Source organism: Gelidibacter sp. F63206 (genome assembly GCF_023015735.1).
Genome location: NZ_JALKAU010000063.1, coordinates 19,418 through 32,767, shown reverse-complemented (window position 1 = coordinate 32,767; position 13,350 = coordinate 19,418). Strand labels below are relative to the sequence as shown.

Below are 13,350 nucleotides of genomic sequence, written 5' to 3'. Positions count from 1 at the left end.
GCATCTGACTTAGAGATGCTAATATTTGAATGTTGGTGCGAAAACATCTATAAACCGAGCGAAATCTCAGATTTCTTGGAAATAGATACCGCCGAAGTTTACAACGCCGTTAAAAGGCTTGAAAGAAGAAAAAGAAAACTAAACAGTCAAGTAAGATGAGCAATTTAAAAAATAAAATAGATAAGGGAATTACAGAATTTTATCTGAATTCCGATATAGAATTTATAAAAAAATCCCTAGAGGAAGAGGGTGTGGATGTCGCCAAGGAAAGTACGGAAATATCCAATTTTTTAAAGCGATTGAAGTTTACTCAAACCGCAATGGTAACCCAAGAAAACAATCAGGCATTACTTGATAGGATTGTGGAAAAGTTTCAAGATGCAATCAATAAAAATATAGAGAAGCCAATTGCCACTCTCATAAATTTAGTGGAAACAAAACAAATGTCCGTACAGTTTAGAAACTTGGACAAGTTAACTCCAGGTGAAATCAAGGAAATTATTAAGGGAAAAAATTTGGTTGACTTGATGGACGAATTAGATAATGAGAAATTATAGATTTAATAAAGGTTCTGCCGCTGCAAGAGATTTGCTAGACCAAAATGGTTTTGAAAGTCTTTTGGATTTTCCTTTGGAATTATTTGCAAGTGGTCTTGGTGCAACCGTTATTGAGAAGCCTTTATTAAATTCTGATGGACGAATAATTTTTGGTAAAAAGCATACGGTAATTGAAATAAACCAGAACATAGAATATGAGCAACGAAAGCGATTTACTTTAGCCCACGAATTAGGCCATTTTACACTTCACAAAGGTATTGATATCCATAACGATACTGAAGCTACTACTTCTTGGTTTAACAATAAGGAAAAACAAGCCAAAAATGGACGTGTGGAATACGAAGCCAATCAATTTGCTTCAGAATTATTAATGCCAAGTCATCTTTTCTTTGAGAAGCAAAAAGATAAAAAATTTTCGCCGCAATTGCTTAGGGATTTAGCTGCGTTTTTCAATACAAGCATTACATCCATAGCCTTTAAATATTTTGAGTTGGGCGATCATCCAATTTGCCTTTTTCACTCTCATAATAAAACGGTAAGTTATTGGAAATGGCCAGAAGGCTATCCTCATTTTATCGTCGATAGAACAAAACTTGAGCCACCGGAAGATTCCGTTGCTATGGAATTTTTTGAAAAAGATAAGGTATATCCTAAACACCAATCAAAACAACAAATTTGGAAATCTACTTGGTTCGATTTAAAGAATTGGGAAGATGATAACGATTTTAATTTTTATGAATATGCTATTGTTTCAAGTGCACATAATTCTGTATTAAGTGTTGTTTGGGAAGAATAAATTACTTCCTTTTATCCCCAGCTCCCTTATCAAAAGCAATCAAATTAAACAATTCGCGCATACGGCTGCGAACACGGTTGCCATAGCGTTCTTCCAGTTCCTCTGCATTTAGGTTAGTAGTAGCGTGGGTTTTGATTTTCCGTTTCGTGTCAAGGTAGAGTTCGTACCTTGATAAGAGCACTTCGCCCATTACATTTAGATCTTTACCATAAAACCTGCCAGCAGGTTCGACACCTAAATCGTCAAAACAATAAAATTTAGTATTGCCGTATTCTTCAACCGTTTTAAACCCAAGATGGTTAAAACTAAAGGTTACATTCCGACAAGGAATTATTTCATAGGGACGTTGCAAGGGAACTAAATGGCGCAATAGTTTCATCAAGCTGGTCTTTCCGCAGCCTACCGGTCCAGAAAGTAAAATGCCTTTATCCACGTCGATACCGTAGGTTTCGCAATTTTCCTTGTCCTTGATGAAGTAAGAACAGAGCTTTAGTAAAATATCCCTATCCTCATCATAAATCCTGAATTTCTTTCCGAACAACAGTTTTCCCTTGGCATTCAGGTAAACCAATATTTTTGGAAAATCGTACAAGACGCTTTTGCCGTCAAACTTTCCTAGCGAATATTCTACGCCGCCTTCGGTAATTTTAGAGGGGTTGTCCATAGTCTTTGTTTTTAGTTGTTAGCAAGTTGTCCTTGATTTGGGACGCTTGTTTTTTGTTTGATTTGTTTTCTTCGTTGAAAAATTCGGTTCTATCCATCCAGTTTGTGGCCAATGAGCGCCAATCCCGTATCGGTTTTCCGTCACTTGTTTTCCATTCTCGGTCTGCATAATGCTCGAAGAATTTTTTTCCTTCATCAGCATTAAAACCTTTTTCAATAAAAAAATCAATAACGGCCTGCCAGCCCTTTGGTTGTTTTATATTGTTTACTTGTTTGGTATTGTTTATAGTAGATACCAATGCTTGTCCACTGGTGGGACGGTGCAAGTCCACAACTTGTCCGCTCATGGGATGGTACTGTTCCGCAACCTGTTCTAATATGGGATTGTGCTGTCCCGTAAGAGGTTCATCACTTGTCCAAATAATGGCCATCTTTATTTTACTGCCCTTGTATGGATTGTTAGAAGGAAAGTAGGATAGGTACTGCCAAGCATCCAAATCTACAATACATCTATGGTATGTTGATTTTGAACCAATCTTGGCAACGCGCATCAGTTCCCTTCTATTTACATAGAATTCATTCATAAACCGAGAGCTGTTCCATTCTTGGAACAGCGCCATATACAAACTGATATGGGTAGGATTTAAGCGGTCATCAAAATAGAACTTCTCAAAAGCCGCATTAAGTTGCTTTATATAGTTCATAGCTTAAGAATTTAGACCGTGGTGCACACGGTTGGCATCCATCACTTTTTGTATTTCCTCTGTATCGTAATAGATAATGCCACCAACTTTTGTGTATGGTAATGTGCCATTAATACGAAGATTCTGTAAAGTGCCTGGGCTGACTTGCAATAAGTCCATGACCTCAGAAGATTTGAGGTATCTTTTTAATTGCCCTTTTGATTGTTTAGCTAAAAGGGTTTTGATATCATCAAGCAATTCCATTTTGAATTCCCGAAGATCGTCTGTGGTAATAATACTTGTCGGCATAATAAAAGGGTTTTAGTGAAAGGGACTATCCATTGATTTCAATGAAATTGATAGCCCCTGACTTGATTTAGCTCACGAGCTTAAATATTTCAATAAATATGAGTTCGTGAATCTTCGATTTGACTTTCGTTATGCAAATTTGATAGCTTTTATTGTCAAAGCATCAATAGTCCATCCAGAGGTGGGAGATATTTATTGTCATAGAATTTGACGTGTTTTGTTGGGCGAAGTAAAAGAAGAACAGGATTTCTGCCTTCAAAAAGTATCAAAAGCTATGTGTATTGCGATGGATTATTTTTTCCCAAGTTGGGATTACCTATGGTTTATTCGTCTGAATCTTCAAACCGTCTGTTCAGGGAGTCCGTCAGTTTGTCCATAAATTTGGTTTTACTCGATTTTCGAGCTCTGATTTCTATAAAAGTGTGGTAGTAGTTGCCTAGATCAATATTGAACATCTGTTCAAATACTGAAGCCAGTTCTTTGATGTCCGCCGTACCACTATTAATCGCACCACTACTATGTAGGGCGTAGATCAATTCAATTAATTCGGTTTTGTTTCCCGTCCAAAAAAGTTTTGAAGCTAAATGTTTCATTGGATTCTGGTTAATGTGGTTATTGGATTCTAATTTTTCAATTTCTTGTTGCAGATACACGATCAGCATATCATAGGCCATAATCATGGCCACGGTGGTGTCCTGACATGTGGCAAACTTGTCATCGATAAAGAAATTAAAGGATTCTGTTGGCGAACGTAGATCCGACTTTCCCCGGATAAAATACTCCTCATCAAGCGTTGTGGCACCCCGGCGATAATAATGATAGAATTCCAGATTGTCATTGAAATAGACCTGTAATTTATTGATATGGCCATTAAGATATTTGATCTGGAATTTAGAACTGCTCCTGGGACGTTTACTCTCAATATTGAACAGTTTCACGTAGTATATAAGCTTACTAAAGATTTGGGGTTTGATATGCTTGAAAAAACTGATTTCTTCCTCAGTGCTGCCAAATCCGAATTTTAGCACTTTTTGACGCAAAAGCTTCATGCATTTTTCGGTATTGGCAATGCCATGTTCCGCTTTATATAGAATGTCATCAGTACGGGATTCCAATGATTCCAGTTTTATTTCAAATTCTGATATTAATTCTTGATACCTCATGCCAATTTTGGGTCATACGTTTCATCGTTATCGAGATTCCAATAAGCCCATAAGTTCCAGCGTGTAATTGTCAGCAGTTTGGATGTATGCATATTTTTCTTCCACAATGGCACCAAGTTTTCTTTTTTCAAATGCTGCGGTCATTCCGAGATCAATGTGTTCAAAATTTAAATGGATTGCCCTTTTGATAGATTGATAAAGTAATTGTCGGTAGGTATGGTAAGTGAGGAGATGGTCATAATCAAGGCCTACCAAAGAAGGGACGTAAGTGTGGTTTTTGTTCTTGTAGGAGAACATGACCCCAATAATATCTTTACTGTTTTTGGTGGTTTTAATGATTATAAACTCCCAATTTGGATTCTGGGACATGTTTTCAAATAACTTTTCGGGATATGAAAAAGTGTTCAGGCCTAAATTGTTTTTTCGGACGTTATCATACAGTTTCTTAACCTGAATTATTTGAGCTTTATCCAGTTCAGATAGAATCGATATTTCCAATGAAGATTCATGAGCCAATATGTCTTTTCTAAAATGTTTTCTGCTCCGCGATGAAAGTTCAGATATGTAGTGTTCAATAGAATCATTGCGTCTTAAACTGATGCTACATGAGTTTGGCATCTGAACCCTAAAGTAGCCTTGACCTTGAAAATAGCTATGTAATCTGTCGTCCTCATTAAAATCACGCAGTGTAACCATTTTCGAATTTGAATCCTTCTCTAGTTGTTCCAGGGTTGCCATCAGTTTATTTAAGGCATCGTTCTTCAGGGGATGCTTGTTATCTAAATAAAGATGATTTCCCTCAGTGAAAAGACATCCTAAACTAAGAACCTTTGAAGTCATATAGTAAGGGTCCGTTAGACGTTTTTCCTCAATAGTTTTCGATGCGATTGTATTTGCGAGCATATCGTCTTTCCACAAAGATGAGGATATTAGGACTGCCAATACAAGCTGTTTTTTTTGATCATGGATAAGTAAATACCAAAAAGACCAATTATTTTCTTTCAATTCATTGTCACTAAATGTATCCTCAAGAAAGTTCATTCCGTCCCAATCTTGAATGCCATTTTTTCCGACTGAGCTGTTCCATGTCAGCTTATCTATATTTGAAATGGAATTTTCTAAACGCATGGTTAGATTTTCATGTGTCAAATTTTCTGGTTTGGACTTTGATTCTAATTTGAATGCTTGATAGACACGGTTCAAATCAGTATGTGTTTCTTCAAGGGCTTTTGGCAAATGATATTGCATGGCATCAACCAGTGCTTTAATTTCCTGTAGTTGATTATGACGGGATATTGTAATTCGAACTCCAGTGTTTTTAACCGGTACAGCTGGGAAAAGTCCAAGGTTGACATAAAACCCCTCCTTCATCAAGCGATTGACAAAATTATACCCAGTCTTCGGGGTTCCAGTACCTATGAAAAATACTGGCGAATTATTTTTGTCTATCAGTGGTAAATCTGTTTGTTTCACCAATTCATTAAAATATTGGATTCTTTGCTTCAAATCATTTTGGAGTGTATAGATTTCAGGGGTTAAATGTATTTCGGCAGAGGCTGTGGCAGCGGCAACAGAAGCAGGCTCAAGTTGCGCGGAAAACGTTAAAGGGCCTCCAAAGGTTTTTATTTCCTTATACATTTTTTTATTGGAACAGACGAGAACAGATCCACTTGCTCCAAATGTTTTACTCAAGGTTCCAAACAATAGCATGTTTTCCGAAAGTTCGTTGATTTCACTCATGACATAGCCGGTACCATTCTTTCCAATCCAACTCATCCCATGCACATCATCAAAATAGAGATGCAACTGGGGATATTTTAGACTCAGCGCTTTTAATTCCTGAACCGGTGCATAGTCACCGTACATAGAATAGATCCCGTCTGCCATATACCAAATTTTCTTTCTGCTATTGGAATATGCTTTTATTTTATCCTCTAACATGTTCAAGTCATTATGGCGAACCATGTCAATAGGGACACTTCTTGTTTTCAGTACCTTTGCAGCGCTTTGCACGCTCCAATGTACTTGATGGTCCAAAATAATTGCATCTTCATCTTTTACTGCGCTGGGGATGACGCCCAAATGACCTAACGTACTATTTTTTGTGATGACTACTGGGTTTCCGTACATCTCAGATACCTTTTCCTCCAATTGTCTATAAAGCGGATTGGAAATGTAGGACTTTGATAGGGGATATTGAGTGCCATATCTCCGAATGGCGCTTATGGCTGCTTCTTTTAATCGAGAGTCCTGTTCCAAGCCTAAATATCCAGTAGTTCCAAAATGAAATAGTTTTCTATTGTTGACACCAATAGTTCTGCCTGTAAATGTTTCGCCGTCTGCATATAAATGAAGTACACCTTCATCAATAGCGTCCGTAAATACATCATTTACTGTGTCCAAAAAATTGTTTTGTTTAATCTTTGCCATGTCATTGAATTTATTAGACATAGAATTTAGTGTCTTTTGTGTGATATTGGAGGGTCGAAGAGCGCCATAATCCGTTTTAGTCAAATTTTAATCCGTTTTAGGCTAAGATTAATCCCTATATGACAATTCCTACTCCGTTTTGGTCAAACCTTCCTTAATTAAATTTTTTAACTTTATATTTAAGAAACTAGTTTTCAAACTATTGAGATCATGTTTGCTGAAAATGAATATGCGACGTATGTTATAAAGGAGGGTATCCTGTATGTTGAATATAAAAACGTCAAATTGGATTTAGCGGCGGCCATCAGCATTGTTGAGGACAGATTCGTTGTACAGGAAGGACAAAGCATTCCTGTTCTTTGCGATATACGTAAAGTAAGAGGGATCAACAAAACAGCGCGTATCTATTTGTCAATAGAAGGTTCGTCGTTTGTTAAAGCCGTGGCATTTATAGTGGAGGCGCCTGTTTCAGACATGTTTTCAAAGTTTTATTTACGCACGAGTAAGCCACCAATACCTACCATGGTCTTTGAAACGATAAGTGAGGCTTTGATTTTTTTGAAAAAATATAAGTGATAATTGGGCATAAACATCTAAAAAGTAAATAGTTAATTATGGGAGAATTTGACAAACAACGGGTAAGAAACATTCATAATATGATTTTGGAAATGGCCTCAGGTAATTTTCATTATCAGATAGAGCGTTCTTCAAAGGATGATGACCTTGAATCAATCATTGTGGGGTTGAATATGTTAGCTGAAGAAATTGAGGCTAACATGGTCCATCAGGGTTTTGCTAATGCCAATACAACCATCATGGATATTATAAAGATGAGTTTCATATTGGATGAGAATGGAGTCGTTGAAATGGTCAACGGTCAAGCCAGCAAGATGCTCTCACTGCCAGTGGATAATATCGTAGGAAAGTTGTTTGAAGATTTTCTGACGGATGATTCGAAGACCATCTGGAATAGCAAATGGAAAAGCATAACCAGGAAACCAAAGCTTGAAGGTTCTGTCCATTTGATCTTTAAGCGCAAAAATAATTTTGAGGTTCCCAAAGTTGTGCATTTTACCACCTTTAGGCACAGGGCAAATGAAAGCAGGAAACTATTGATCACCGTGGTTCAACATTCCTATTATCAGAAAAAGTTGAAATCGGAATTAAAGAAAAAGGTCATTAACGGAAAATACCAACGGGTGTTAAATGATACAAGTTTACTATCCAAAAAAAATAAAATGGTGTTGACCTATGGGGACATCCAAAAGATTAGAGCTGCACATAATATCATTTTCAACAATCCCCAAACCGATTTTCCATCACAGAAGGATTTTGCCCTTCAGTTGGGAACGAATGAGTTCAAGTTGAAGTATGGTTTTAAAGAGCTCTATGGCACCACAATCCATAAATTTATCATACAAGAGCGACTCCGTAAAGCACAGGTAATGATACAGTATACAGACCTCCCCTTTAAAACTATCGCGAACAAGGTGGGGTTTAAGAGCCAATCCCATTTTTCAAGATTATTTAAGCAAAGGTTTGGATACACCCCAAAAGAATTGAGAAAGAACACCATCTCTAGGAGTAAATTATAGGGTTATTGGAAATTAATCCCGATTAGGCAAAACCTTTCACGTTTTCGTATAATTTTAGTTTGGAACTTTACCATATCAAATCAAATGCTGTGGGAGTTCCTAAATCCATATTACGAAAAATACCGCGAATGGTCAGTTTAATGTTCATTCTGTTATTTGTGTATGCGGCAGTAAGCAAGTTGTTGGATTTGGGTATTTTCCAATCGCAGATTGCCCAGTCGGCAATGTTGACACCTTACGCCAAAGTATTGGCTTGGCTTGTTCCTATTATAGAATTATTGCTGGCTATATTGCTGTTTATTTCTTATACACGAGTCTGGGGGTTATTGGGCAGTGCAGTACTTATGTTCGGGTTTACTATTTATGTTTATTTGATTTGGTCCTACAGTCCTTCCTTGCCCTGTTCTTGTGGCGGGCTGTTGGAAACAATGGACTGGGAAACGCATCTGTGCTTTAATCTGAGTTTTACTCTACTGGGTATTTGTGCGTGGTATATAGAAAGTGGCAACAAGCGGAATCACATATTATTGTTCACAGGAAGTTTTGGGATGCTAGCCTTGATTTTAATCCTATTTTTCACTCAGCCTCAGCCTCAAATATTACAAGATGAAAGCTTTATTCGCTCTTATCAAAAAGGGGGTCTAAAAGAAATAACCAGTCAAAAACTAGCTTACAACTCTTATTACGTCGCCGGTGTCAATGATTCTTTAGTTTATCTTGGCAATAGTACTGGATTTACGCATGGATTGGTTTGGAATTATAAAACGGGCGATACAACGCACATTAGTTTGCAACTATCCGATGCGCCCGAAAATTTTGCTTCCTTACCTAAATGGCAGGTTTATGGAAATTATTTCTTTATTGGTGAGGGGGTGAGTCCTAGTTTATATCGCGGTAAAACAAGCAGTTGGGTTGCTACTGAATTTATGTCAGCAGTACCTTATTATAGTGATTTGGTAGCAATAGACACCACAGGGTTTGTTATCCGTGCTGTGCAGGCCAGCACCCAGAAATATGTATTGGCTACTTACAACAATATAGAGCCTTATGTAAAGATACATGATGTTTTAGAGCAAGATTCAGGCAATCTTTTTCAAGCAGATGGCAGTTTGGATTGGGATGCCGCAAAGCAACAAATATCTTATTTGTATTTTTATAAAAACCGAATTGACCATTGGAACAAAGATTTCGGTAATCCACAATCCATTCCGCTATTGTATGATTTAACCGCAGATATTCGCAGCCATCAAGGCAGGGATGGAAAGCATTTACGGGAAAGAACTTATAGCCCTTTCCATACTAAGCTAAGAATTTGGAATAAGAATTATTATGTGCTATCCGATGTAATGGGAGCTGATGAAAGTATAAATGATTTTAACAGAAGTTCAGCTATGGATATTTACGGCAACACTTATTTAGAGAGCATCCGAATCCCCAACAAAAATGGAGAGAAAGCCAGTGATTTTTATATCACTGATGAGTATATAATTGTCCATTATGCCACTCAAGTAATGGTGTATGGGCATTAAAAATTTTATCTGGCCAGATAAAGCCTGAGGTTGTAGAGGGTCTGCAAACCTCACAGTAATCATCTAAAAAATAGAAAAGATGAAAGCACAACTAATTTTAAAGACTGTCGTAGTAGCTATGGCAGCTTTTGGAGCTTATGCGTTTAGTGGGAATACGCAACCTAATCTTTATAGTTATAAGGATAGTGGAGTTTGTATAGATGTGGTAGTTCCTTGTACCGATACTGGGAATAATTTCTGCAAAGTTATAATTGATAATTCGACTTATGATGTCTGGGATCTTAATTGTATGAGATTCATAAAACATGATTCTCCTGAGCCGATTCAATTGTAGAGATATAAGGGCGGTTACTGACCGCCCTTATTTTTATTTAAATGATTCAGAACAATAGGACTCTCCCGTCCCCAGGGTTTAAGTTCTTCCGTAGTCGGAAAAATCTTTTTCATAGAATCCGATTCGTAAATATTTCCATTTTGAATGGTATAGAGAATATGCGTAGAATTGAAAATATCTTCTAAAGGATTATCAGTCAGGACAATTATATCCGCCAATTTTCCTTTTTCTAAAGATCCAATTTCTTCTTGTAAACTAATCTTTTGTGCACCTATTAATGTGGCAGCCTTTAAAGCCTCGTAATTAGACAAACCATTTTTATAAGTAAATGACCATATCTCCATGTGAGTTCCTATCCCCGGCAATGGATTTCCGTGACCTCCTACAGAAATATTGCTTCCTAAACTCCTTAAATCTTTTATCATCGCAGACGCCCTTTCAATTTCCCGTCTTATTTTCTCATTTGTTAAATCATTACGATGATTTTTAGAATTTGATCCTTTGGCAAAAGATGAAAATTTATTTTGAAATAGAATATTGCCATTCAAATTAATTAATTTTGGTTCTTCGACTTTAGTGCATTCTTGGAAAAGATTTCCAATTTGGGGACTAACTATAAATGTTGGAGTATAATGTACTCCGCTTTGTCCTATTAGTATTTTTACATCGTTTTGAAAAAGAGAATTTCCTATTTCATGCTCTATGGCCGTATATCCAAGAATAATCCTACTCAAAGCTAAATTTAGAAATTTTTGATGGGCAGTAATCCCAATATCTTCATTTTTAGCTGCCTCTCTTAACCAAATTCTTTTATGAGTATTCCTGATTGAATATTCTTTGATAGGACCGGGAACATCAATTTTCTTATAACTTTTCACAATACGGATGGCATCGTTTTTATTCGTTATATTTTTATAATCATACTCATGAGGTCCGGGTTTTTCTAAAATAATATTTCCAGAAGCAAATATTCTTGGCCCTGCCAAATCACCTACTTCAATCATTTGAGCTCGTTCTTTATAATCCAAAATATTTACTGAAGGATCATAAATAGCTGTGACCCCAAAGGCTAAATTGCCTATATAGTTATTTTCTTGTTGGTTTATAAATTCATGAGGAGAATGATGATAATGTGCATGCACATCAATTAACCCAGGCATAATAGTTTTTCCTTCCAGATCGAAAATTTTATAATTTTCGGGAATTGAAATATTATTGGAACCTATACTTTGAATGCGGTTATTTTGAATCAATATTGTTCCATTTTCGACAATCTCATCTTTTTGATTCATCGTTATGATTCGGGCATTGGTCAGTGCATATTGAGTTTTGGGAATGTCCCGAGGCTTTTGAACCTTGATTTCTGTTATTTTAGCGGTTGCTCCGGCTCGAATATCATGCTGATAAATTTCTTCCGCGGAAGCCCACATTAAAGTATATTCATCTTGCCAATAAATATAACTTGGCGCAATCTCAAAAATAGATTTCGCTTTAGGTAATAAGACATCATAAACATAGCCGCCATTATAATGCGCCTCTTTAGTAATAAATTCAGATTGATCCGCGAAGTTTAAATCAGTCGAAAATGGAAATACATCTAACCATATTTTTTCATCAAAAATAAAGGCTATTTTTTTTGCATCTGGTGAAATTAATATTTCATCACTGTGAAAGGGGATGGGAATTTCTTGTTCAATTTCTTTAGTGTTCAAATTTATCCGCGAATAAGATGAGATATTTTTACTTTTTTTTGCTATAAAAATATTTTCACCATCGGGATGATAAACGGGGATAGGATAAAATCTTTTAGTTAATTGGGAAATAGGATAAATCCGTTTAATAATATTACTTCTGTATTGTAAAGAAGGTTTTTCCTGATCAAATACTTTTATTTGATGAATATCTAAGTGATAATTTACTGTGTTTGAAGCTGGGCTTAGTCTTCCCGTTCCCATTTTATTTTCTGTTTCATCTGCGATAAAAACTATCTCGGAGCTATTCGGAGACCAAGCGGGGTTTATATATCTTCCGGGAGTGATTGTGATTTGAGTTTCCTTTCCGGTCAATATTTCTCTTATATAAAGATGACCCATTTCCCAATCATTCCAGGTGGTATAAGCCAAATACTTTCCATTTGGAGACAAACTTGGAGAGACTTCAAACCTTTCTATATCGGCGTAATATTCTCTAATCTCTCCAGTCTTTTTTGAATACCCCCTTAGTTTTCCAAAGGCTCCTAAATAGATGGTATCAATATCTTTTCGCATAATAGGATTACGTAATACTTTTGCCGTGATTAAGCTGTCTGAAATATATCGAGGAGTAGACTGAAGTGGTTTTTTGATTTTTTTTCGGATATCCACTTGAATAGGAATAGGTTCATATTCTTGTGTGTTGGTATTCATTTTTACAATTTTTCCTTGATGATCTAATACTATAAAATTATCATTTATAAAATCATAATCATAAATTGAAGTTGAAAAGAAGGAGGTCTCGTCTCCCTCAAAAAGAAGTTTATTCTCATGGGTGTCAAAATCCCATTTCCTTAATTGTTGTTTATAGAAATTCTGTTCATTTTTTATATAAAAAAGTAGTGATTTGCCAGAAGGGCTTATTTTAAAATGAGACACTACCTTGTTTCCCGGAATTTTATCAACAAATACATCTTGTTTTTTTTGCAAATCATAAACCCAAAAAGCACCTTCTTTCTGAAAACCTGCTAAAGAACTTTTATTATTAACAGATAGAGTTCGATTGATTATCTGAAGAATGGACTTCTCATCTTCTTTAGCTTTTCTTATTGGAGTGGATTTACCTGACTGAAGATAAAAACTGAATAGGCCATCTTCACTTGGGATATAAATTTCTTTATTATTTTTCCAATACCCGTGTAGAGGGTAATGAATAGATTCTATAACAGGGTACATAAATTTAGCGTGAGATTTTAAATCATAAGTCCATACTTGAAATTCTCCTGATTCGTCACTGATATAAGCTAGGGTCTTTCCATCGGGTGACAATTTTGCCCCTCGTTTCAAATGTTCATCCTGTAATATTACTTTAGCTTTACCGCCTTCGATCGGTACTTGATAAATATCTCCAAGCACATCAAAGATAATATGTTTTTTATCCGGTGTTACATGTATATTGGGAAGGGTAAATCGATCCGTGGTGAACTCAATTAGTTGTTCATCATCCTGAAATTCGGAAGGTTGGTTTTGAGCAAAGCTCAGGTTTCCTGTGCTTAGAAAACTAACTAAGCACAAGCACCAAAGATAGTGTTTTTTCATT

At 36.2% G+C, this 13,350-nt stretch carries 12 protein-coding genes; 6 read left to right on the top strand and 6 right to left on the bottom strand.

Features of this window, described 5'->3' with window-relative positions; translation table 11 throughout:
* Window positions 1-155: 155 nt before the first annotated feature.
* Both MWU32_RS03010 and MWU32_RS03005 read left to right on the top strand, forming a co-directional pair.
* The gene (locus tag MWU32_RS03010) at window positions 156-557 is read left to right on the top strand and encodes a hypothetical protein (protein ID WP_246937653.1); all 402 of its coding nucleotides are present in this window, start codon (window positions 156-158) and stop codon (window positions 555-557) included.
* Window positions 544-1,353, top strand: a complete 810-nt coding sequence (locus tag MWU32_RS03005; protein ID WP_246937651.1) for an ImmA/IrrE family metallo-endopeptidase — start codon at window positions 544-546, stop codon at window positions 1,351-1,353. The genes MWU32_RS03010 and MWU32_RS03005 overlap by 14 nt, the downstream gene beginning before the upstream one ends.
* A 1-nt stretch (window position 1,354) precedes the next feature.
* Here the strand turns inward: MWU32_RS03005 and MWU32_RS03000 are convergent, their stop codons facing one another.
* The 5 genes from MWU32_RS03000 to MWU32_RS02980 form a co-directional block, all read right to left on the bottom strand.
* Complete coding sequence (locus MWU32_RS03000; RefSeq protein WP_246937648.1) at window positions 1,355-2,017, bottom strand: ATPase; 663 nt, start codon at window positions 2,015-2,017, stop codon at window positions 1,355-1,357.
* Entirely contained in the window at window positions 2,001-2,720 is a 720-nt protein-coding gene (locus tag MWU32_RS02995) for a hypothetical protein (RefSeq protein WP_246937645.1), read from the bottom strand. Before MWU32_RS02995 ends, MWU32_RS03000 begins: the two co-directional genes overlap by 17 nt.
* A 3-nt stretch (window positions 2,721-2,723) precedes the next feature.
* Window positions 2,724-3,008: a helix-turn-helix domain-containing protein gene (locus MWU32_RS02990; protein WP_246937642.1), complete on the bottom strand. Its 285-nt coding sequence runs from the start codon at window positions 3,006-3,008 to the stop codon at window positions 2,724-2,726.
* Window positions 3,009-3,331: 323 nt separating this feature from the next.
* A complete protein-coding gene (locus tag MWU32_RS02985; protein ID WP_246937640.1) occupies window positions 3,332-4,171 on the bottom strand; it encodes an RteC domain-containing protein in 840 nt (279 codons plus the stop codon).
* A 27-nt stretch (window positions 4,172-4,198) separates the two neighbouring features.
* Complete coding sequence (locus MWU32_RS02980) at window positions 4,199-6,601, bottom strand: aminotransferase class I/II-fold pyridoxal phosphate-dependent enzyme (protein WP_246937637.1); 2,403 nt, start codon at window positions 6,599-6,601, stop codon at window positions 4,199-4,201.
* A 210-nt stretch (window positions 6,602-6,811) separates the two neighbouring features.
* On the opposite strand from MWU32_RS02980, the gene MWU32_RS02975 reads away from it, so the two are divergent.
* From MWU32_RS02975 to MWU32_RS02960, 4 genes are all read left to right on the top strand, one after another.
* Window positions 6,812-7,177: a hypothetical protein gene (locus tag MWU32_RS02975; RefSeq protein ID WP_182206124.1), complete on the top strand. Its 366-nt coding sequence runs from the start codon at window positions 6,812-6,814 to the stop codon at window positions 7,175-7,177.
* A gap of 38 nt (window positions 7,178-7,215) precedes the next feature.
* Complete coding sequence (locus MWU32_RS02970) at window positions 7,216-8,196, top strand: helix-turn-helix domain-containing protein (RefSeq protein ID WP_246937635.1); 981 nt, start codon at window positions 7,216-7,218, stop codon at window positions 8,194-8,196.
* A 128-nt stretch (window positions 8,197-8,324) separates the two neighbouring features.
* Window positions 8,325-9,725, top strand: a complete 1,401-nt coding sequence (locus MWU32_RS02965; RefSeq protein ID WP_246937634.1) for a MauE/DoxX family redox-associated membrane protein — start codon at window positions 8,325-8,327, stop codon at window positions 9,723-9,725.
* A 79-nt stretch (window positions 9,726-9,804) separates the two neighbouring features.
* A complete protein-coding gene (locus tag MWU32_RS02960) occupies window positions 9,805-10,059 on the top strand; it encodes a hypothetical protein (protein WP_246937632.1) in 255 nt (84 codons plus the stop codon).
* Window positions 10,060-10,073: 14 nt separating this feature from the next.
* Here the strand turns inward: MWU32_RS02960 and MWU32_RS02955 are convergent, their stop codons facing one another.
* Complete coding sequence (locus tag MWU32_RS02955; RefSeq protein ID WP_246937630.1) at window positions 10,074-13,349, bottom strand: amidohydrolase family protein; 3,276 nt, start codon at window positions 13,347-13,349, stop codon at window positions 10,074-10,076.
* Between the last annotated feature and the right edge of the window lies 1 nt (window position 13,350).